The sequence below is a fragment of the Azospirillum sp. TSO22-1 genome, assembly GCF_003116015.1.
Lineage (GTDB): Bacteria > Pseudomonadota > Alphaproteobacteria > Azospirillales > Azospirillaceae > Azospirillum.
Map to the genome: position 1 here is coordinate 17,017 of NZ_LGQZ01000052.1, position 21,490 is coordinate 38,506.

The following is a 21,490-nucleotide window of genomic DNA, read 5'->3' on the forward strand; positions in this document are numbered from 1 at the left end:
GCAGCGGGGAACTTGCGACAAAGAGGTATGCGGAAAAGGGACGGAGGCGGGAGCAAGTGCGTGCTCACGCGTGAACGTCAGACATGTTCACGCGTGAACACTCACTCCCCGAGGATCTCGTCGATGTGCCGGCGGATCTCGCGCAGCGCCTCGCGGTCGGCGGCGTACAGCGGGGCGGGCTTCTGGCGGAAGGCGTCGAGCGACACCCGCACGCGGTCAACCGCACGCGCCACCCGCAACGGGAAGGCGCTCGGCGCGGCCACCGGCTCGTCGCGGCGCCCCGGACGCTCACGCGGCCCCGCATCGGCCGAGCGCGAGGACGACGCGAGGCGCGCCTTCAGGGCGGCGGCGTAGGAGTCCCACGCCGGCATCCGCTGCTCCTCGGGCAGGGTGGTGATTTGGAACAGCATGCGCAACGGCGGGCGCAGGTCGGCATAGGCGTCGCGAATCGCGTCCGGCAGGCTGCGCAGGCCGAGGTACTTGGTGACCATCGGCCGGCTCTTGTGGACGACGCCGGCCAGCGCCTCATGCGTGTAATGATGGCGCTCGATCAGGCGGGCGTAGCCGTCGGCTTCCTCGAAGGGGGTGAGATCGACGCGCTGGATGTTCTCGATCAGCGCGATCTCGGCCGGGTCGCCGGTGGTCAGGATGCCGAACACCGTGTCGTTGCCCAGCAGCCGCACCGCCTCCAGCCGGCGCGCGCCGAACACCAGGGTGTAGCGCCCGCCGTCCGACTCGCGCAGGCCGATGGGCTGCTTGAGGCCGAGGCGGCGGATGGAGTCCGCCAGCTCCTGCAGCGCGTCCTCGTCGAACACCTTGCGCGGCTGGTCAGGGTTGGGGTCGATGCGGTCGACGTCGACCTCGACCAGCTTGGGGAAGTTGTCGGACAGGCCGAACAGAACGTCGCGCTCCACCACCTGGGACAGCGCCGGGTTGACGGCCTTCTTGAACGGGCTACGCGACATGCTTGGCCTCCAGAAGCTTGCGGCGCTCAGATACCGCCGCGTCGTAGACCGCCTGATAGACGCTGGCGCCGGGGGCGTCCGGCATGGCCTCCAGCAGCGCCCGCCCGCCCTTCACCGACTGCGGGTACAGCGTGGCCGAGGGCAGCGGCGGGAAGATGCGCATGGCGCCGGCGTAGGTCTGGTGCATCTCCGCCAGCGTCTCGCGATCCTGGGTCAGGCGCTTGTCGTACATGGTCGGCAGGATGCCCAGCACGCGCAGGCCGTGGTTGATGCGGCGCTGCGCCTTGGTGACGCTGCGCATCAGCAGCTCGATGCCGAGCATCGCCAGCGTCTCGGTCTGGCAGGGGATCAGCACGCTGTGCGCGGCGGCCAGCGCGTTCACCGTCAACCGGCCGAGGTTGGGCGGGGTGTCGATCACTATAAAGTCAAAGGTCTTCGCCACGCCCTCCAGGCACCCCTTCAGCACGTGGTCGGCGCCCATCTCGGAGGCCAGCTCGACCTCCATCTCCGACAGCGTGATGCTGGAAGGGGCGACGTGCAGGCCGGAGTGCTCGATCTGCACCAGCACGTCGCCAAGCGCGCATTCGTCGCGCAGCGCGTAGTAGAGCGTCCGCTTCCCGGCCTCCAACTGCTTGACCGGAATGCCCAGGTGGACGGAGGCGTTGGCCTGCGGGTCGGCATCGACCAGCAGCGTCCGGTAGCCGGCCTTGGCCAGCAGGCTGGCAAGGTTGACCGCGCTGGTGGTCTTGCCCACGCCGCCCTTCTGGTTGGCGATGGTGACGATGAAGGCCGGGCCGCCGGCGCCGGTGGACGCCGCGATGTCCTTGACCAGCAACGCCGCCACCGCCTGCGGGATGCGCTCCGCGCCGCGTTCCCAGGCGCTGATCTTCTGCTTGTCGTACTTGCGCTGCAGGCGCTCGTTGAGCCAGGCGGCGAACTCGCTCTGGTTCAGCCCGAGGCCCTCGCGGAAAGCGCGCATGTTGTCGCCGAGCACGGTCCCTCTCTTTCCGGATGGCGCCTACCCCCATCGGAGTACAGGTAGGGCCTACTCCCGTCAAGAGAATGCGGCTGAGGGCCGGTACCGTCTACCGACTCCTACCATCGGGTTCGGACCTGCGGATCAGGCCGGCCCGGCTTTCTTGCGCAGGTCGCGGACGCGGATCGCCTTGCCCTGCGAGCGCGGCAGTTCGCCGGGGCTCAGCACCACCACCCGGCAGGTCACGCCGATGATCGACTTGATGTGGTGCTGCACCTGGCGGCCGATGTGATCGTAGGCCTCCTGGCCGATGGCGAGGCCGGGCTCCGCCTCGACCTCCACGGTCAGGGTGTCGAGCATGCCCTCGCGCTGGATGACCAGCTGGTAGTGCGGCGCGATGTTAGGGAAGCCCACCAGCACCGCCTCGACCTGCGAGGGGTAGACGTTGACGCCGCGGATGATGAGCATGTCGTCGTTGCGCCCCGTCACCCGCAGAATCCGCACATGTGTGCGCCCGCAGCTGCACGGCTCGACCGACAGCCGCGTGATGTCGCGCGTGCGGTAGCGGATCATCGGCAGCGCCTGCTTGCTCAGCGTGGTGATGACCAGCTCGCCGGTCTCGCCCATGGGCCTGGGCTTCAGGGTCTCGGGATCGACGATCTCGAACAGGAAGTGGTCCTCCCAGCCGTGCAGGCCGTCGCGCTCCTGGCATTCCACGGCGACGCCGGGGCCCATGATCTCGGACAGCCCGTAGATGTCGTGGGCGCGCACGCCCAGGCGCTCGTCCAGCTCCTTGCGCATGGCCTCCGACCAGGGCTCGGCCCCGCAGACGGCGATCCGGAGCGAGCCCTTCCTGAGGTCAACGCCCTCCTTCTCCGCCACTTCGGCGATGTTCAACGCGTAGGACGGCGTGGCGCAGAGGACCTGCGCCTCGAAGTCCTGGATCAGCACGATCTGCTTCTCGGTGTTGCCGCCGGACATCGGCACCACGGTGCAGCCCAGCCGCTCGGCCCCGTAGTGGGCGCCGAGGCCACCGGTGAACAGGCCGTAGCCATAGGCGTTGTGGATGGTCTGGCCCGGCCGGGCACCCGCCGAGGCGAGCGAGCGCGCCATCAGCCGCGCCCAGGTGTCGAGGTCGCCGGCGGTGTAGCCGACCACCGTGGGCTTGCCGGTGGTGCCCGACGACGCGTGCAGCCGGACCAGCTCGCTCCGCGGCACGGCGAACAGGCCGAAGGGGTAGTTCTCGCGCAGGTCGGCCTTCACGGTGAAGGGGAACTTCGCCAGATCCTCCAGCGTGCGGAGGTCGTCCGGCACCACGCCCGCCGCGTCGAACGCCTTGCGATAGTGCGGCACGCTCCGGTAGGCGCAGCGCAGCGTCTGCTGCAGGCGCTTGAGCTGAAGGTCGGCCAGCTTGTGGCGCGGCATGGTTTCCGCTTCCGGCGCGAACATGTAGTCGGCGGTCGTCACGGACATGGCGGTTTCCCCCCTTGAGTTCTTGTCGTTGGGCGGCGGATGTCATGCGGACGGCGCCTGAAGACGTCGTCCGCATGACCCTTTCGATCAATGCTATCGCATTGATCTGTCGGGTTTTACCGGCGGCGCTCACTGGAAGTGATCATGCGCCGCCGGTATCAGGCGCCGGTTCGTTCGAAGCGGCGCAGGTGCGCGATCTTGCGCTCGACGGTGGCCTGGATGTGCGCGACCTGCCCCTCGCTGAGGTGCCGGTACTTGCCGATGCCGGCGAGATACTCGCGCACCGGCCGCGGCCGGCCGGTCGGGCGGGTGAAGGTCAGCCCGGCGTCCGGCGTGTAGTCCCACAGCGCGAAGAAGTTCGTCTCGACGGCCAGTCGGCAGACGTCCGTCGTCCGGTCGGAGCCGAAGCGCCATCCCGTCGGACAGGGCGCGAAGACGTGAAGGTAGGCCATGCCGGTCTTCGACACCTCGATGGCCTTGTCCAGCTTCTCATAGAAGTCCTCGAGGAAGGCGGTGGCCGCGGTGGCGACGTAGGAGCAGTTGTGCGTCATCATCACCACCGGCAGGTTCTTCGCCTCGGTGGACTTGCCCTGCAGCCGCTCGCCGACCGGCGTGGTCGAAGTCCACGAGCCGTAGGTCGTCGCCGAGGACGCCTGCATGCCGGTGTTCATGTATCCTTCGTTGTCGACGCAGATGTACAGCATCGGCTCGTCACGCTCGGCGGCGCCGGACAGCGACTGGAAGCCGGCGTCCGAGGTCCCGCCGTCGCCGGCCAGCGCCAGCACCTGCACGTCGTCGCGTCCGACCCTCTTGTAATAGCGCTTGATGCCGGTGAGCATCGACGCGGTGTTGGTCAGCAGCGGGTGGAAGACCGGCACCTTGGTGCCCGTGCGCCCGTTGTAGCCGACCGTCCCCATGCCGGGGATGCAGCCGGGCGGCGTCGCCACCACGGTGTTCGGCCCGACGTGGCGCAGCGTGTGGCGGATCAGCAGCTCGGAATTGCAGCCCTGGCAGGCGGCGAGGCCGGGGGCGAACAGGTCCTCCCGCTCCGCCGCGCGCCGGTGGATGCGCGCCGCGGTGTTGAGCGTCAGCGCGCCGCGGTCGCACGCCTTCACGCACGCCGGGTCGCCGTCGCACAGGTCGCACTTCGACACGTGGCCGACCCGCGCGTCGCGGGTGATGCCGGCGTAGGCGCAGCCCACGGTGCACAGCAGACAGTCGACGCACCGGTCGGCGTCCCAGGCGACGACGCCGGTCTCCGCGTCCTTGGCCAGCGCGGCGGACGGGCAGTTGGAGACGCACTTGGGGTCGCCGCATTGCCGGCAGAGCGCCAGCTCCCACTTCCCGGCGGCGCCGAGGATCTGGATGCGGGACTGCGCCGGGTCGTCGGCCCCGGACTTGGCCTGCGCGCAGGCGGTGACGCACTTCATGCACCCGTCGCAATCCTGCGCGCGAAAGGCGATGGTCTCATAGCTCGGCATGCCCTGCCCTCCGCCTCAGCGCCACAGCCGCGACATCAGCGCCCGCCCGGTGTCGAGCGGCGCCACCACGAAATCCTGCTTCACCGGCGCCAGATCGACGCGCCGGCTGATGAGCTGCCACATCACCCCGGCGTCGATGGGCATGCCGACCGTGCACACGCCGATCAGCCGGCCGTCCTTCAACGAGAGCCGGCTGTAGAGCCCGGCCCTGGCGTCGAGGCGCCGGTGGATCTCCACCGACGGGTCGTCCTCGCCAGCGATGCCGACGCTCACCGCGTGGCGGCCGAAGAACGGGAAGGTGTTGATCGGCAGGCCGCCGATGTAGGGCTTGAGCGCCGGGTCGCCGGCCATCGCCATCCCGGCGATGCGGCCCTGCTCGACGGCGTCGGGCAGGATGCCGTTGACGATGGGCGCCGCCCCGAAGAAGGCCCGCGCCTGCGCCACGTCGCCCGCCGCCCAGACGTCGGCGATGTTGGTGCGCATGGTGTCGTCCACCAGGATGCCCTGCCCGACGGCGATGCCCGACCCCTCCAGGAAGCCGGTGGCCGGCCGCACCCCGGTGCCGACCAGCAGCAGATCCGCCGGCAGCGTGCCGCCGTCGTCGAGGGTGACGGAGACTGGCCTGCCATCCCGGCTCTGCACGGACGACACCGTACGGCCCGTCATCAGCGCGATGCCGCGATCGCGGAACGCCGCCTCGACGATCCCGGCCGCCGGGGCGTCCAGGTAGCCGGGCAGGGCGTGCGCCTGCCGCTCGACCACCGCCACCCGCGCGCCGGCCTTGGCCAGCACCTCGGCGGCGTGCAGCCCGACCAGCCCGGCGCCCAGCACCACTGCCGTCGTCGCCCCGGCCCCCGCATCGCGCAGCGCCAGCGCGTCGTCCAGCGTGCGCAGGACGTGGAAGCGCACGTCCGCCAGCCCGGGTACCGGCGGCACGGCGGGCGCCGCGCCGGTCGCCAGCAGCAGGCGTTCATAGCGCCATTCCGTGCCCGACGCCGTCCGGGCCACGGCACCGGCCGTGTCGATGGACACCACCTCCTCGCCGCAGCGCAGGTCGACCTTGCGGGCCTCGAACCACGCCGCGTCCTTCAGCGCGACGCGCTCCGGCCGGGAGCGGCCGGAGACGACGTAGGGCAGGATGGTCGGCGAGTAGGGCCGGTGCGCCTCGCGGCTCAGCACGGTCAGCGAGCCCTCGGCGTCCCAGTGGCGGATGGCGGTCACCGCCTCCAGCCCGGCGTGGCTGGCGCCGACGACGAGGTAGCGGGTGTGCGGCATCGTCGGTCCCCTCAGTCGTTCTCGTTGAGCCACACCGGGCCGTCCGGCGCCTGGCCGGAGGCGGCGGCCGCGAAGGCCATCCCGATGCAGCGGGCGAAGTGGCCGTCGGTGATGTCGGCGCCGGCGAGGCCGCCGATGACGCTCACCGCCGGGATCATGTGGCGCGCGCGGTACAGCGCGCCGAGCGTCTCCTGGTAGACCGGCCCGGCGTTCCAGCCGTAGCTGACCGCGCGGTCGACCACGGCGACGGCGTTCACCTTCGACAGCGCCCGCGCCATCGCCTCGACGGGGAAGGGGCGCATGGTCTTCACCTTGATCAGGCCGACCCGCTTGCCGCCGCTGCGCAGCGCGTCCACCGCGTCCTTGGCCGCCCCGGTCATCGACCCGATGGTGACCAGGGCCACCTCGGCGTCGTCCAGGCGGTATTCCTCGATCAGCGGCGCGTGGTGGCGGCCGGTCAGCCGCCCCCATTCGGCGTGCGTCTCCTCGATGACGCGCAACGCGTTCCGCATGCCGTTGCACAAGCCCTTGCGGTAGCGCACGAACATCGACGGCCCAGGGCCGCCGGCGCCGCCGGTCAGCGGATCGATGGCCATCGGACGCAGCGGGTCGAGCGCGGCGTGCCAGTTGACGTCCTTTACGCCGAGGAAGCCGTCCACCGCCGCCTGCGCCGGCATCTCGGCGCGCGCGACGCCGTAGCTCAGGTAGTTGCCGTCGTGGTTGACGTTGACGGGGAGCATCACGTCGCGGTGCTCGGCGATGCGGTAGGCCATGATGGTGGTGTCCAGCACCTCCTGCACGGTCTCGCAGTACATATGGATCCAGCCGCAGTCGCGCACCGTCATGGCGTCCTGCTGGCCGCCCCAGACGCACTGCGGCGTCAGCATGTCGCGCGTCACCAGCGAGGCCACCATCGGCAGCCGCAGGCCCGGCGTGCGCACGTACGGCTCGAACATGAAGGCGAGGCCGGGGCCGCAGGTGGCGGTGTAGGTGCGCGCACCGGCCAGCGCGGCGCCCTGGAGCGCCGAGAGCACGCTGTGCTCGCCCTCCAGGTTCAGCAGCTCGGCGTCCAGCGTGCCGTCGGCGATGAACTGCGAGACGTATTCGACCAGCGACGACTGCGGCGTGATCGGGTAGACGGCGACCACGTCGGGGCGCGACAGCACCACGCCCCAGGCGGCGGCCTCGTTGCCGTCGCAGACGATGGTCTTCGGCGCGTTGGGCAGCAGCGCGGCGGCGTCAGCCATCGATTTCCTCCACCATGGCGATGGCGCGGTGCGGGCACTCCCGCGCGCAGATGCCGCAGCCCTTGCAGACCCGCAGGTCGATGTCGAACCACGCCGCCTTCTCGACGACGCACTGCACCGGGCAATACAGCCAGCACACCGCGCACTTCACGCACTTGGCGCGGTCCACCACCGGCCGCAGCGCGCGCCAGTCGCCGGGCATCAGCCCGCTCAGCTGGGTGGCGACCGGGCACAGGTCGTCCGGAACAGACTCAGGTCCGGGCTTCATAGCCGCCCTCCGTGCGCTGGTAGACCGTGGTGCCGGCGTAGCCGCGCTCGACCGCCGTCAGGTTCTGCGCCAGACCGGCGTCGCGGAAGTCCGCGGCCTCGATGCCTTCCTTCAGCGATTCCAGGGACACCAGCCCGGTCGTTCGCGCGAACGCGCCGAGCATGACCGAGTTGGTGATCGGCCGCCCGAAGATGCTCAGCGCGACCCCCACCGCGTCGCACAGGCCCAGCGTCTCCACCGTCTCCGGCGCCGCCAGCTCCTCCACCGGGCGCTTGGTGGCCTGCACCAGCGCGCCGTGCGCGGCCATGCCGTCGAAGATGTTGACGGCGCGCCCGACCGTCGGGTCGATGCACAGCAGCGTGTCGGGACGGTAGATGTTGGTCATGGCGCGGATCTCGCGCCCGTCCACGCGCAGGCAGGCCGAGACCGGCGCGCCGCGCCGCTCGAAGCCGAAGGAGGGGATGGCGACCACGTGCTTGCCCTCGGCCACCAGCGCCTTGGCCAGGATCTCGGCGGCGAGCACCGTGCCCTGCCCGCCGCGGCCGTGAATGCGGATCTCGTGCATGGGAACTCCCTCGGAGCGGCGCCACTGGCGCCCATCCGCTGGTGCGTGGCGGTGGGGCTCAGGCCAGGGCGGCGGCTTTGGCGGCCTTCGCCTTCAGGCGCTCCACCGTCTTGGCGACGCCGACGACGAAGCGGCCGTGGCGCGCCTTGCAGATGGTGTCCACCGGATCCCTGGCGGTGATCTCCAGCGTCACCGAACGCCCCTGCACCTCCGCCACCGTCACCGTGATCTCCACCCACATCCCGGCCAGCGTCGGCGCGGTGTGGTCCAGCTCGACCCGGGCGCCGACGGTGTCCTCGTCCGCGTCCAGGTGCTCGAGCAGGAAATCGCGGCACGTCTGTTCGATGTCGCGCAGCAGCTCCGGCGTGGCGTAGACGCGGCCCTCCTCGCCCATGAAGCCGATGGTGCGGTCGCGGTCGACGACGATGCGCTTGGTGGTGCCGATTCCGGTCGTCAGGCTGGCCTTCACGGGTGCGTTTCCTTTCTTTTTGGTGCGGCACGCCGGGGGTAATATCCCCAAAATTCCTGTTGGCATGCGCTATAAATGGCATTATGGTACCGATTAGCCGTTTATGCAAGCTGGATTGTTTGTTGGACAAACTGACAACATCCCGGAACGGCTGAAATTTAAAAAGAAATGGCGGAAGGAGGCGCTGCCCATGAAGGCGTACGGATCCGGTCTTCGGACCACTCTCGGCGCAGGCGCGCTCGCGCTTGCCCTTGTCCTGCACCCCACCGCTCCCGACGCCGCGGAGCCGCCGATCAAGATCGGCGCCGTCCTGTCGGTGACGGGCGGCGCGTCCTTCCTGGGCGACCCCGAGAAGAAGGTGCTGGAGCTGTTCGTCGACCGCATCAACAAGGACGGCGGGGTGAAGGGGCGCAAGCTCCAGCTCACCGTCTACGACGACGGCGGCGCGGCCGACAAGGCGGCCAGCTTCACCAAGCGTCTGATCGACAGCGACGGGGTGGACATCATCATCGGCGGCACCACCACCGCCACCACCATGGCCGCCGTGCCGCTGGCGGAGAAGGCGGAGATCCCGTTCATCTCGCTGGCGGGCGCGGTGGTGATCGTCGAGCCGGTGAAGAAGTGGGTGTTCAAGACCCCGCACACCGACCGCCTGGCCGCCGAGAAGGTGTTCGCCGACGTGAAGAAGCGCGGCCTGAGCAAGGTGGCGCTGATTTCCGAGGACGCCGGCTTCGGCAAGTCCGGGCATGACCAGTCGGTGCTGGTCGCCAAGGATTTCGGGATCGAGATCGTGGCGGACGAGGTCTATTCGCCCAAGGATTCGGACGTCACCGCGCAACTCACCCGGCTGCGCAACGCGCCGGGCGTGCAGGCGGTGTTCAACTTCGGCTTCGGCCAGGGCCCGGCCATCGTGACGCGCAACTATCAGCAGCTCGGCATCACCCTGCCGCTGTACCAGAGCCACGGCGTCGCCTCGAAGGAGTACATCAAGCTCGCCGGCCCGGCCAGCGAGGGCGTGCGCCTGCCGGCCTCCGGCCTGGTGATCGCCGACCAGCTGCCCGCCGCCGACCCGCAGAAGGCGGTGGTGACCACCTTCAAGAAGACCTACGAGGACACCTACCGGATGGAGGCGTCGGCCTTCGCCGGCCACGCCTACGACGGGCTGCTGATCGCGCTCGCCGCCATCGACCGGGCGGGCGGCACCGACAAGGTCAAGGTGCGCGACGAGATCGAGAAGACCGCGAACTTCGTCGGCACCGGCGGCGTGGTGACCATGTCGGCCAAGGACCACATGGGCCTAACGCCGGACGCGTTCCACATGGTCGAGGTCCGCAAGGGCGACTGGGCGCTCCTCGACTGACGGCAGCCCCCTCTCCCCTCCGGGGAGAGGGTTGGGGTGAGGGGGCCGGCACCGCGTGTGCGTCCGGTCCCCCGAAGACCCCCTCACCCGGCGCTTCGCGCCATCCTCTCCCCGGAGGGGAGAGCGGATTCTGGGGAGGATCCATGACGTCGACCTTCCTGCAGTTCCTGTTCTCCGGCCTCACGCTGGGCGCGATCTACGCGCTCGCGGGGCTGGGCTTCTCGATCATCTACAACGCCAGCCACGTCATCAACTTCGCCCAGGGCGAGTTCCTGATGATCGGCGCCATGGCGACCGTCTCGCTGGTCGGCTTGGGGCTGCCGCTGGAGCTGGCGATCCCGCTGGCGGTGGCCATCGCCGCGGCGGTGGGTGTGGCGCTGGCGCGCTTCGCCGTGGTGCCGGCCGGGGACGCCTCGGTCGTCACCGTCATCATCATCACCATCGGCGCGTCGATCCTGCTGCGCGGCGTGGCCCAGGTGGTGTGGGACAAGGAGTTCCACGCCCTGCCCGCCTTCTCCGGCACGGTTCCCATCAGCGTGCTGGGCGCCACCATGCTGCCACAGAGCCTGTGGGTGATGGGCGTGTCGCTGGCGGCGATCCTGGCGCTCGGCTGGTTCTTCGGCCGCACCATGGCCGGCAAGGCGATGCTGGCGGTGTCCTACTCCCGGCTCGGCGCGCAGCTCGTCGGCGTGCCGATCCGGCGGGTGCTGCTGACCTCCTTCGCGCTCTCGGCGGGGCTGGGCGCCATCGGCGGCATCGTCGTCGCCCCGATCACCTTCACCAGCTACGAGGCGGGCGTCATGCTGGGCCTCAAGGGCTTCTCCGCCGCCGTGCTGGGTGGGCTGGGCAACGGGCTGGGCGCGGTGCTCGGCGGGCTGGTGGTCGGCATCGCCGAGGCGATGAGCGCCGGCTACCTGTCCTCCGCCTACAAGGACGCCACCGCCTTCGTCATCATCCTCGTCGTGCTGTTCTTCCTGCCCAACGGACTGCTCGGCCACAAGGGGAGCGAGCGCGTATGACCTCCGACGTCCACGCTTCGGCCGCGCCCGCGCGGCGCGGCGGCCTCGCCCGCGCGCTGCTGAGGCCGCGCACCGGCGGCCTGGGCCTGCTGGCGCTGGTCATCGCGCTGCTGCCGCTGGCGCTGCCCAACGCCTACGCCTACGACGTCGCCATCAACGCCGGACTGAACGCCATCGTCTGCGTCGGGCTCAACCTGCTGATCGGCTACGCCGGGCAGATCAGCCTGGGGCACGCGGCGTTCTTCGGGCTGGGGGCCTACGCCTCGGGCATCCTCACCACGCGCTACGGCTGGCCGGCGCCGGGCGCGCTGGCGGCCGGCGCGGTCCTGGTGGGGGTGCTGGCCTTCGCGGTGGCGCGGCCGGTGCTGCGCCTCAAGGGTCATTACCTCGCCATGGCGACGCTGGGGCTGGGTGTCATCATCTCCATCGTGCTCAACACCGAGAGCTGGATCACCGGCGGACCGGACGGGCTGATGCTCGACGACCTGACGGTGCTGGGCTGGACGCTGGCCGGCGATCACACCTGGTACGGGATCGTCGGGGTGACGCTGCTGCTGACCGTCTGGCTGGCGCTGAACCTGATCGACTCCCCCGTCGGCCGGGCGCTGCGCGCCCTGCACGGCACGGAGATCGGCGCCCAGGTCGTGGGCGTGGACACCGCCCACTACAAGGTGCTGGCGTTCGTCGTCTCCGCCGTCATCGCCGCGGTGGCCGGCAGCCTGTTCGCCCACTACGCCGGCATGATCACGCCCGGCAAGGCCGGCTTCATGAAGTCGGTGGAGCTGGTGACCATGGTGGTGTTCGGCGGCATGGCCTCGACCTTCGGCGCCATCGTCGGCGCGGTGTCGCTCACCGTGCTGCCGCAGCTGCTGGTGGCGTTCGAGGACTACGAATCCATCGTCCTCGGCCTCATCATGATCGGCACCATGGTGTTCATGCGCCGCGGCCTGTTCGTGACGCTGCTCGACCTCGCGAAATCGTGGAGGCGGTCATGACGCTGCTGCGCGTGGAGACCCTGTCCAAGCAGTTCGGCGGCATCGCCGCGGTGGACGGGCTGAGCTTCGCGGTGGAGGCCGGCACCATCCACTCGATCATCGGCCCGAACGGCGCCGGCAAGACGACGGTGCTGAACCTCGTCACCGGCGTCTACGCGCCCAGCCGGGGCGCGGTCTATCTCGACGGCGCCATGGTGTCGGGCAAGCCGCCGTACGAGCTGGCCGCCTGCGGCCTGTCGCGCACCTTCCAGAACCTGCAGATCTACACCTCGATGACGGCGCTGGAGAACGTCATGGTGGGCCGGCACCTGCGGCTCGACCGGCGCCTCCTGCCCTCGCTGCTGCGCTTCCCCGGCGTGGTGCGGCGCGACGAGGCGGCGCGCGACCGCTGCATCGAACTCATGGAGTTCGTCGGCTGCGGCCGCTACGTGGACGCCGACGCCGCGTCACTGCCCTACGGCGCGCTGAAGCGCCTGGAGATCGCCCGGGCGCTGGCGACCGAGCCGAAGCTGCTGCTGCTCGACGAACCAGCGGCGGGGCTGAACGCCACCGAGAGCCGCGAGGTGGACGCAGTGATCAAGAAGATCGCCGCGCAGGGCATCACCGTGATCCTGGTGGAGCACGACATGAAGATGGTCATGGGCATCTCCGACCGCATCCTGGTGCTCAACCACGGCCGCAAGCTGACCGAGGGCGCGCCGGACGAGATCGCCGCCCACCCCGACGTCATCGCCGCCTACCTGGGAGCCGCCGCATGATGCTGGAGATCCGGGGCCTGTCGGCCCACTACGGCCGCATCGAGGCGTTGCGCGGCATCGACATCGCGGTGGACGAGGGCGAGCTGGTGGCGCTGGTCGGCGCCAACGGCGCCGGCAAGACGACGCTGCTGCGCGCGCTGTCCGGCGTGCACCCGGCGAGCGCCGGCGCCGTCCGGTTCGAGGGGCGCGACATCACCGCCCTGATGCCGGAGCGGCGGGTCGACCTGGGCATCCTCCAGGTCCCGGAGGGCCGGCAGGTGTTCGGGCCGCTGAGCGTCGAGGACAACCTGCGCCTGGGCGCCTACCGCCGGCACGGGCCCGACGTCGAGGCGGACATCCGCCGCATGTTCCAGATGTTCCCGATCCTGGCGCAGCGCCGCCGCCTGCCGGCCGGCACGCTGTCCGGCGGGCAGCAGCAGATGCTCGCCATGGCCCGCGCCCTGATGGGGCAGCCGCGCCTGCTGCTGCTGGACGAGCCCAGCATGGGGCTGGCACCGATCCTGGTGGCGGAGATCTTCACCGCCGTGAAGGAGCTGAAACGCCAGGGGACGACGATCTTCCTGGTCGAGCAGAACGCCCACGCCGCGCTGGCCATCGCCGACCGCGGCTACGTGCTGGAGACCGGGCGGGTGGTGCTCACCGACACCGGGACGGCGCTGCTGCACGACGCGCGGGTGAAGGAGGCCTATCTCGGCCTCTGAGGCCGGTCCCGCCGCCGGATCGGGTTGCCGCGGCGTGCGCCGGCGCATACCCTCGACCCGAGGGCTATTTCCGCCCGCTGCACGAGGGGCGCGCGCCCATGAGCATCTCGTATCTCCAGCACCTGTTCCGCCCGCGTTCGATCGCGGTGGTCGGCGCCACCAACCGGCCGCAGAGCGTCGGCAACGTGGTCATGCGCAACCTCCAGGCCGGCGGGTTCGAGGGGGCGATCATGCCGATCAACCCGCGCCAGGACGCGGTGGCCGGCGTGCTGGCCTACCCCGACGTGTTCAGCCTGCCGCGCACGCCCGACCTCGCCGTGCTGTGCACGCCGCCGGAGACCGTGCCCGACCTGATCGACGAGCTGGGCGTGCGCGGCACCCGCGCGGCGCTGGTCATCGGCGGCCTGGACGAGGCGCAGCAGGCCCGCGCGCTGACCGCGGCGGCGCGGCACGACCTGCGTTTCCTGGGCGGGCGCAGCCTCGGCATCCAGGTGCCGCCGTTCCGCCTGAACGCCAGCTTCAGCCACGTCCGGGCGCTGCCGGGGCCGATCGGCTTCGTCTCGCAGTCGGACGCGGTCGGCACCCTGGTGCTCGACTGGGCGTACCCGCGACGGGTGGGATTCTCGCACTTCGTCTCGCTGGGCGACGCCTCGGACATCGGCTTCGGCGACATGCTGGACTATCTGGGCTCCGACCCCGGCACGCGCGCCATCCTGCTCTACATCGAGGATCTGCGGGAGCGCAGGACCTTCATGGCCGCCGCCCGCGCCGCCGCGCGCAACAAGCCGGTGCTCGCCGTCAAGGCCGGACGCCGGCCGCCGGGCAGCGGCACCGCCGGCTTCGCCGAGCTGTCGCCGGACGTGCTCTCGCTGGTCGATCCGGACGCCGTGTTCGACGCGGCGCTGCAGCGCGCCGGCATCCTGCGCGTGCGCTCCATCGACGAGCTGTTCGGCGCGGTGGAGACGCTGGCCCGCGCCCGGCCGATGCGCGGCGAGCGGCTGGTCGCCGTGTCCAACGGCGGCGGCACCGGCATCATGGCGGCGGACGAGCTGCACGCCGGCGGCCTCGCCCTGCCCGCGCTGTCCGACCGGACGGCCGCCCGGCTGAAGGCGCTGCTGGGGCCGTCGTGGAGCGGCGCCAACCCCATCGACGTCCGCGTCGACGCCACCGCGGCGCGCTACGCCGACGTGCTCAAGATCCTCGGCGAGGACGAGGAGGTGGACGCCATCCTCGCCATGCACACGCCCACCACGCTGACCAGCAGCACCGAGGCGGCCATGGCGGTGATCCGCACGGTGCGCCAGCACGGCACCAACGTGCTGACCTGCTGGATCGGCGGCGACACGGTGGCGAGCGACCGCAAGCTGTTCGTCGACGCCGGCGTGCCGACCTTCGACACCCCGGCCGACGCGGTGCGCGCCTTCCTGCACATGGTGAACTACCGGCACCGGCAGGAGTCGCTGATGCAGACGCCGCCCTCGGTCCCGGTCGAGTTCCACCCCGACCCCGACGCCGCGCGGCGCGTCGTCCAGCGGGCCCTGGCCGCCGGCCAGACCTACCTGAACGAGCCGCAGGTGAAGGAGGTGCTGTCGGCCTACGGCATCCCGGTGGTGGAGACGCACATCGCCGCCGACCCGGCGCACGCCCGGCGGCTGGCGCAGTCGATCGGGTTTCCGGTGGCGACGACCATCATGTCGCCGGACATCCGCCGCAAGTGGGACGTCGGCGGCGTGGCGCTCGGCCTGGAGACGGCGGACGCGGTGGAGGCCGCCGCGCACGGCATGCTCGCGCGCGTCGCCGAAAAGCGCCCGGACGCCCGCATCACCGGCTTCAGCGTGCAGCGCATGGTGCCGCGCGGCAACGCCCGACAGCTCTTCATCGGCGCCGCCACCGACCCGCTGTTCGGGCCGATCATCCTGTTCGGCGAGGGCGGGCGCGCGGCGGAGCTGTTCCGCGACCTCGCCGTCGGGCTGCCGCCGCTGAACCTGCCGCTGGCGCGCGAACTGGTGGCGCGCACGCGCGTCGCCACGCTGCTCAAGGAGCACCTGAACCGCCCGGCCGCCAGCCTGGACGCCGTCTGCCTGACGCTGATGCAGGTCTCGCAGCTCGTCGCCGACGTGCCGGAGCTGCTGGAGATGGACATCAACCCGCTGTTCGCCGACGAGCGCGGGGTGACCGCGGTGGACGCCCGCATGAAGATCGCCGCGGCGAAGCCGGACCCGCACCGCCTCGCCATCCGGCCGTACCCGAAGTGGCTGGAGGAGACGATCCTGCTGCGCGACGGCCGTGCCGTGCTGCTACGCCCGATCCGTCCGGAGGACGAGCCGGCGCACCACGTCTTCATCTCCAAGCTGACGCCGGAGGACGTCCGGTTCCGCTTCTTCCATTACAAGGCGTCGCTACCGCACAGCGAGATGGCGCGGCTGACGCAGATCGACTACGATCGCGAGATGGCCTTCATCGCCGTCGCCCCCGGCGCCGACGGCGAGCCGGAGACGCTGGGCGTCATGCGCGCCGTCGCCGACCCCGACAACCAGCGGGCGGAGTTCTCCATGATCACCCGGTCCGACCTCAAGGGCCAGGGCCTGGGAACCCGCCTGATGCGCAAGATGATGGACCACTGCCGCGCCAACGGCCTGCGGGAGATGACCGGCGACGTGCTGGCCGAGAACGAGCCGATGCTGAGCTTCCTCGACCGCTTCGGCTTCACCGTCGGCCCGGGCGACGAGGACGGAATCCTGCGGGTCTCGTACCGGCTCAACTGACGCGAGGAACCAAGGCATGCAGACGCTGAATCCGGACGGCTGGCCGCGTCCCAAGGGCTACAGCAACGGCGTGGTGGCGCAAGGCCGGATGGTCTTCATCGCCGGCATGGTCGGCTGGACCGCGCAGGAACGCTTCGAGGCCGAGGATTTCACCGGACAGGCCGAGCAGGCGCTCCGGAACATCGTCGCCGTGCTCGCCGAGGCCGGCGGCCGGCCCGAGCACCTCGTGCGGCTGACCTGGTTCGTGGCCGACAAGCGGGAGTACCTGGACTGCCGCGCAAGCCTGGGCGCCGTCTACAAGGAGGTGATCGGCCGCCACTACCCCGTCATGTCGGTCATCGAGGTCAAGGGCTTCATCGAGGACGGGGCGAAGCTGGAGATCGAGGCGACCGCGGTCCTCCCGTCGTAGGCGATCCGGGGGGCGGTCCAGGGTGATCGCCTGAAGGATCTACATCCTGAAAAGCCCTTCTCCCCTTGAGGGAGAAGGGTTGGGATGAGGGGGCGTTACCGCCCAGAGGGCGGGAAAAAGACCAGCCGGCATTCGCCGGCGCCCCCCTCTCCCCAACCCCTCTCCCTCAAGGGGAGAGGGGCTTTCAAGCGATTGCCTTGGGGATCCCCCGACCCCCTCACCGCCCCGGCACGTGCCAGCCGTAGCGGTCGCCGGCCTTGCTGATCCCGCGCCCGCGCACCGGCGTGCGGACGACGGCAAAGCCGTTCGACCGGGCCGCACGCAGCACGATGAGCACCTTGACGTACCAGCCCGCGACCGCCATCGCGATGCCCGCCAGCGGGCCGAGCACACCGGGCAGCACGCCGGCCAGGGCCAGCACCAGCAGCGCCGCCGGCACCGCGTGGCCCGGCCACACCACCAGCGGCTCGGCGCCGTGCAGCACGGCGAGCGAGGCGACCGGCGCGCCGTTCGCCGAGAGCCGGGTCCGGTAGCGCCGCCACGCCGCGTACCGCGCCCCGCACAGGACCAGACCCAACGCCAGGGCCCAGGGCGGCATCGCTCCCAGGGCGCCGGCGAGCACCAGATACACGCCCGCTCCCTCGGCCAGACCGCTGGCGAGGGTCAGCGGCAGCAAGGCGGGCTCGCTCCAGGCGCGGATGCCCCGGGCGGCGCGCAGGATGCGCGCCTGACAGTAGAGGAAGCCGAGGCCGACCATGGCGGCCAGTTCCAGCGTCATCGCGGCGAGCACGTCGGCGTCGGGAAGGGCCAGCGCCAGCACGATGGACAGCGCCGTCAGCACGAACAGCGGCAGCGCGACGATGCCCTCGCGGGTCATCCAGGAGGTCTGCGGGTGGAAGAAGACGTTGACGGCGCGCAGCGGCTTGCCGATCTCCAGCCACACCATCGACAAGCCGAAGCCGACGAAGGCGAGGGCGGCCAGCGCCGCGGCCACCCAGGGCCAGCCGAGCACGGCCGAGACGGCGGCGAACAGCAGCAGCCCCGCGCCGGTGCCGCCGCCGATGAAGTTGCACGCCGCCCGCAGGTCCCACGAGCGCTGCAGCTTGGGAACAGTTCCGATGTTCATGGGCGCGCCCCATCCCAGAGATAGTAGAAGCCGGGGTTGGTCCCCTGTTCCTCGTGCATGCGGAAGTGGCTGTTCTCGCGCAGCAGCTTGGAGACGTTGCTGTCCGGGTCCTCGATGTCGCCGAACTGCATGGCCCCCGAAATGCAGGAGTTGACGCAGGCCGGCGTGGCGTCGGGATCGACGCCCGGCGTCAGGCCCTTGGAGACGCCGTCGTCGATGGTGTCGACGCAGAAGGTGCATTTCTGCGCCACGCCGATCATCCGCGGGTCGTAGCGGCGCTTCTCCACCTCGGTCGGCGTGTCGCCGAAGGCCCAGACGGGCTTGTCCACCTTGTAGCGGGCCTCGTACGGGCAGGCGACCATGCAGTACGAGCAGCCGATGCACAGGTCGTAGTCGATGGTGACGATGCCGTCGGCGCGCTTGCCGGTCGCGGTGGACGGGCAGACCTCCATGCAGGGCGGGTCGGAGCAGTGCTGGCAGCCCACCGGAGTGAACACGCGCTGCACGTCGGGGAAGGTGCCGACCTCCATGTCCACCACACGGCGCCATTGGACGCCGGGCATGGTGGCGTTGGTCACCTTGCAGGCGGCGGTGCAGGTCTGGCAGCCGACGCAGCGGCGCAGATCGACGACCATCACGTAGCGGGTCATGCCGCACCTCCCGCCATCCCGGGAACGATCTTGCGGATCGACACCTTGACCACGTCGGCGCCCGATCCGGTGGAGTCCGTGAGGTCCAGCGACAGCGGCGCCACGGTGTTCAGGCTGGGGAAGCCCAGCTCCTTGGCGAAGGGAGTGGCCCAGTGGTCGAACTGGCCGTGGATGACCAGCGTGTCGGGCCGCAGCCCCTGCACCACGATGGCCTTGCCGCGCGTGGCGTTGGTGACCGAGCGCACCTCCACCATGTCGCCGTCGATGATGCCGAGCTTCGCCGCCGTCGCGGCGTTGATCTGCACGCCGCCGTGGTCGCGCACGTTGCGCCCGACCTCGTTCATCAGCGGGATGCCGGCGTTGTTGCCGGTGGTGTACTGCATGGTCTTGGTGGTGATGAGCCAGAACGGGTAGTCGGCCGGCTCGCCGCCCATCGCCTTGACGGCGTTCTCCCAGCGCTGCGGCACGTCGTGCCATTCCGGCAGCGCGGTGTACTCGTGCAGCTGGTCGTCCCACCAGCGGATGCCGGCGTCGTGCAGGCGGGTCCCCAGCTCCTTGCCGACGCGGAGCAGGCGTTCCTGGTAGGGCAGCTCGAAGCGCAGGCCCTTCGCCACCATGGTCGGGTAGAGGTACCAGTCCACCCGCTTGAACGGCACGACGAAGTAGCCGTGCTCCTTGAACCAGTCCAGGCCGTGCGCCTCGGCGCCGCCGGTGAAGGCGGCGCAGGCGGCCTTGCACTCGGCGTCCCAGATCGCCTCGACGGAATGCTCGGCCTTGGGGTCGAGGGAGAAGTCGTAGGCCTCGCCCTTCAGCGGCACACACGCCGCACCGCGGTTCAGCGCCTTGTTGTAGTCCTCCAGCAGGCCGCAGCGCTTCGCCAGCTCGCCGGCGATCCAGGTCATGTCGCGGGCGTCGCCCCGCGGCGCCACCGCCGGCTGGCGCAGCGCCACGCCCTGGTGGTGCCAGTGCTGCTCGACGAACTTGGTGCCACCGACGCGGATGAGCTGGGTGCCCTCCAGGTCGGTGGCGTCGGGCAGCAGGATGTCGGCCATCCAGTTGGTCTCGTCGAGCGTGTAGGCGAAGGCCACCACGAACGGCATCCGGGCCATGTTCTCGACCATCTGCCGGGTGTCCCAGAAGGAGATCGCCGGGTTGGTGCGGAACAGGAACCAGACGTCGGGATAGCTCGGCTTCGGCCAGCCGTCCGGCGTGGCGCGCAGGAACATCCAGGCGAGGTGCGTGGGCCCCAGCGCCTGGCTCCACGACGAGTTGCCGACGATCGGCACCAGCGTCTTGTGCGCGTTGCGCCCGGTCGGCTTCGCGGCCCAGTGCTCGGCGTCGGTGGCGTTGAACTTCGATTCCATGAAGCCGTCGGCCCCCGGCTTGACGCTGGCCAGGCGGTTCTCGTGCGGGCGGTTGAGGCGGATGGTGGTGCCCAGCGTGCCGCCCGGCACCTCCAGGGCGCCGACCAGGGTCGCCATCATGGTGCGCGCCCAGCAGCACTCGTAGGCACCCCAGCCGTTGTTGACCGTCTTGCCCAGCGTGATCGCCACCGGGCGGAACGGCAGGGTCTGCCCGTCGATGTCGATGGTCTGGCCGACGCAGGCGTTCTCCACGTACTCGCCGGCGACGCGGCGCACGGTGGACGCCGGGACCTCGCACACGCCCTCCGCCCACTCCGGCGAGAACTGCGCCATCTGCTCGACCATCGCCGTGAAGGCGGTGCGGCCCTCGGCGCCGCGGTGCTCCCACCGGGTCTCGTCGGGGCCGTGCTCCACCGCGTGCGGGACCGTGAAGCGGCCCTCCAGCGCCGGGTCGGCGCCGGGTGTGTCGTGCGGCACCGCCGCGCCCGTCCCCAGGTCCCACAGCAACGGCTTGCCGCTGTCCGGGTCGCGCAGATAGTAGCCGTTGGGTCCGACGAGATAGGGCGAGGCCGTGCGGTCGCGCAGGAACGGCAAGTCCAGGCGGTCGCGCGGGATCTCGTGCAGCAGCACGTGGATCAGCGCCAGCAGGAAGGCGCCGTCGGTCTTCGGCTTGATCGGCACCCACTCGGCCGAGGCGGCGCCGGTGACCGAGAGGTGCGGCTCGACCTGCACGCGCTTGATGCCGCGGATGCGGGCGTCGGCGTGGCGGTACACGGCGCAGGCGCCGCCGGAGACCTCGACGTTGGTGCCGAAGGAGATGACGTAGCGCGTCAGCACCGTGTCGGCGCACACGGTGAAGGCGCGGTGCCAGTACTCGCCGTAGAGGTGCTCGGAGTGCACGCACTTGACGCCCTGGCCCGACCCGAAGCTGAAGTCGATCGGTCCCCAGGCGGCCAGCCACGCCGGCAGCGTGCCCATGTAGGCGGCCGGCGTGCCGCCGTGCCCGAAGGTCGCGGCGACCCGCGGCAGGCCCGCCTCGTCCACCAGCCCGGTGGCGCGGACGTGATTCAGCCGGCCGGCGATGGCCTCCAGCGCCTCGTCCCAGGTGATGGGGACGAAGCCGGGATCCTCGCCGCGGCCCTTGTTGGGGTTGGTGCGGCGCATCGGCGTGAGGATGCGGTGCGGGTTGTAGGTCTTCTCGATCAGCCCGTACGCCTTGACGCAGACGCGCCCGTTGGCCGGGTGCTCCTTGGCGTCGAAGTTCGGGCGGATGGCGGTGGCGACCCCGTCCTCGACGGTGACGGTCATCAGGTCGGGCCCGGCCACGCAGTTGTAGCAGTAGGTCGGGACGGACGTGACGCTCTCGGCTCTTGTCCTCATCTCGGCTCCTCGGCGCCTCCCGGAACAGCCCCGTTCACGGCAGAAGGCGGATCAATGAGGTAAATCGGTACTACTATGCCTAATTATTCGCCGCCGTTCAACCCGCGTGTGGCCGGAGCCCGCAGGAGCTTCCCGCGGCTCACGGCCCCGCCGGCTCGTCCATCATCTGGCGCAATCGGAAGCGCTGGATTTTTCCGGTTGCCGTTTTGGGCAGGTCCTGGACGAAATGGATGTGGCGGGGGAA

19 protein-coding genes are annotated in these 21,490 nt (G+C 70.6%); 7 read left to right on the forward strand and 12 right to left on the reverse strand.

The genetic code is table 11. The annotated features are described in order from the left end of the window. Positions 1–101 precede the first annotated feature (101 nt). The 9 genes from TSO221_RS14270 to TSO221_RS14310 form a co-directional block, all read right to left on the reverse strand. Positions 102–965, reverse strand: a complete 864-nt coding sequence (locus TSO221_RS14270) for a ParB/RepB/Spo0J family partition protein (protein WP_109119174.1) — start codon at positions 963–965, stop codon at positions 102–104. Next, the gene (locus tag TSO221_RS14275; protein ID WP_109119175.1) at positions 955–1,959 is read right to left on the reverse strand and encodes an AAA family ATPase; all 1,005 of its coding nucleotides are present in this window, start codon (positions 1,957–1,959) and stop codon (positions 955–957) included. The genes TSO221_RS14270 and TSO221_RS14275 overlap by 11 nt, the downstream gene beginning before the upstream one ends. Before the next feature lie 126 nt (positions 1,960–2,085). Further along, the gene (locus tag TSO221_RS14280; protein ID WP_109119176.1) at positions 2,086–3,414 is read right to left on the reverse strand and encodes a phenylacetate--CoA ligase; all 1,329 of its coding nucleotides are present in this window, start codon (positions 3,412–3,414) and stop codon (positions 2,086–2,088) included. Between the two features lie 158 nt (positions 3,415–3,572). Further along, on the reverse strand, positions 3,573–4,895 hold the full coding sequence (gene padI / locus TSO221_RS14285) for an NADH-dependent phenylglyoxylate dehydrogenase subunit beta (protein WP_109119177.1): 1,323 nt from the start codon (positions 4,893–4,895) through the stop codon (positions 3,573–3,575). 15 nt (positions 4,896–4,910) lie between these two features. Beyond that, entirely contained in the window at positions 4,911–6,170 is a 1,260-nt protein-coding gene (gene padH, locus TSO221_RS14290) for an NADH-dependent phenylglyoxylate dehydrogenase subunit epsilon (RefSeq protein ID WP_109119178.1), read from the reverse strand. Between the two features lie 11 nt (positions 6,171–6,181). Continuing rightward, positions 6,182–7,417, reverse strand: a complete 1,236-nt coding sequence (gene padG / locus TSO221_RS14295; RefSeq protein ID WP_109119179.1) for an NADH-dependent phenylglyoxylate dehydrogenase subunit alpha — start codon at positions 7,415–7,417, stop codon at positions 6,182–6,184. Further along, entirely contained in the window at positions 7,410–7,685 is a 276-nt protein-coding gene (gene padF, locus TSO221_RS14300) for an NADH-dependent phenylglyoxylate dehydrogenase subunit delta (protein ID WP_109119180.1), read from the reverse strand. The genes padG and padF overlap by 8 nt, the downstream gene beginning before the upstream one ends. Next, positions 7,669–8,250, reverse strand: coding sequence for an NADH-dependent phenylglyoxylate dehydrogenase subunit gamma (gene padE, locus TSO221_RS14305; protein ID WP_109119181.1), 582 nt, complete (start codon positions 8,248–8,250; stop codon positions 7,669–7,671). Before padE ends, padF begins: the two co-directional genes overlap by 17 nt. Positions 8,251–8,308: 58 nt before the next feature. Then, positions 8,309–8,719 carry a hotdog domain-containing protein gene (locus TSO221_RS14310; RefSeq protein ID WP_109119182.1) on the reverse strand — a complete coding sequence of 137 codons (411 nt, stop codon included), beginning with the start codon at positions 8,717–8,719 and terminating at the stop codon, positions 8,309–8,311. A gap of 190 nt (positions 8,720–8,909) precedes the next feature. Here TSO221_RS14310 and TSO221_RS14315 point away from each other — a divergent pair, with 190 nt between their 5' ends. From TSO221_RS14315 to TSO221_RS14345, 7 genes are all read left to right on the forward strand, one after another. After that, entirely contained in the window at positions 8,910–10,079 is a 1,170-nt protein-coding gene (locus tag TSO221_RS14315; protein ID WP_109119183.1) for an ABC transporter substrate-binding protein, read from the forward strand. 143 nt (positions 10,080–10,222) lie between these two features. Further along, on the forward strand, positions 10,223–11,098 hold the full coding sequence (locus TSO221_RS14320) for a branched-chain amino acid ABC transporter permease (RefSeq protein ID WP_109119184.1): 876 nt from the start codon (positions 10,223–10,225) through the stop codon (positions 11,096–11,098). After that, on the forward strand, positions 11,095–12,093 hold the full coding sequence (locus TSO221_RS14325; protein WP_109119185.1) for a branched-chain amino acid ABC transporter permease: 999 nt from the start codon (positions 11,095–11,097) through the stop codon (positions 12,091–12,093). The genes TSO221_RS14320 and TSO221_RS14325 overlap by 4 nt, the downstream gene beginning before the upstream one ends. After that, the gene (locus tag TSO221_RS14330; RefSeq protein WP_109119186.1) at positions 12,090–12,851 is read left to right on the forward strand and encodes an ABC transporter ATP-binding protein; all 762 of its coding nucleotides are present in this window, start codon (positions 12,090–12,092) and stop codon (positions 12,849–12,851) included. Before TSO221_RS14325 ends, TSO221_RS14330 begins: the two co-directional genes overlap by 4 nt. Next, entirely contained in the window at positions 12,848–13,552 is a 705-nt protein-coding gene (locus TSO221_RS14335; RefSeq protein ID WP_109119187.1) for an ABC transporter ATP-binding protein, read from the forward strand. Before TSO221_RS14330 ends, TSO221_RS14335 begins: the two co-directional genes overlap by 4 nt. A gap of 98 nt (positions 13,553–13,650) precedes the next feature. Next, positions 13,651–16,317, forward strand: coding sequence for a bifunctional acetate--CoA ligase family protein/GNAT family N-acetyltransferase (locus TSO221_RS14340; protein ID WP_109119188.1), 2,667 nt, complete (start codon positions 13,651–13,653; stop codon positions 16,315–16,317). A gap of 16 nt (positions 16,318–16,333) precedes the next feature. Further along, positions 16,334–16,726, forward strand: a complete 393-nt coding sequence (locus tag TSO221_RS14345; protein WP_109119189.1) for a RidA family protein — start codon at positions 16,334–16,336, stop codon at positions 16,724–16,726. A gap of 217 nt (positions 16,727–16,943) precedes the next feature. On the opposite strand, the gene TSO221_RS14350 is transcribed toward TSO221_RS14345, so the two are convergent. From TSO221_RS14350 to TSO221_RS14360, 3 genes are read right to left on the reverse strand one after another with little or no spacing between them, the layout of a single operon-like run. Beyond that, positions 16,944–17,852, reverse strand: coding sequence for a dimethyl sulfoxide reductase anchor subunit (locus TSO221_RS14350; protein ID WP_109119190.1), 909 nt, complete (start codon positions 17,850–17,852; stop codon positions 16,944–16,946). Beyond that, positions 17,849–18,502, reverse strand: coding sequence for a 4Fe-4S dicluster domain-containing protein (locus TSO221_RS14355; RefSeq protein ID WP_109119191.1), 654 nt, complete (start codon positions 18,500–18,502; stop codon positions 17,849–17,851). Before TSO221_RS14355 ends, TSO221_RS14350 begins: the two co-directional genes overlap by 4 nt. Then, entirely contained in the window at positions 18,499–21,246 is a 2,748-nt protein-coding gene (locus TSO221_RS14360) for a molybdopterin-dependent oxidoreductase (RefSeq protein ID WP_109119192.1), read from the reverse strand. The genes TSO221_RS14355 and TSO221_RS14360 overlap by 4 nt, the downstream gene beginning before the upstream one ends. Positions 21,247–21,490 lie beyond the last annotated feature (244 nt).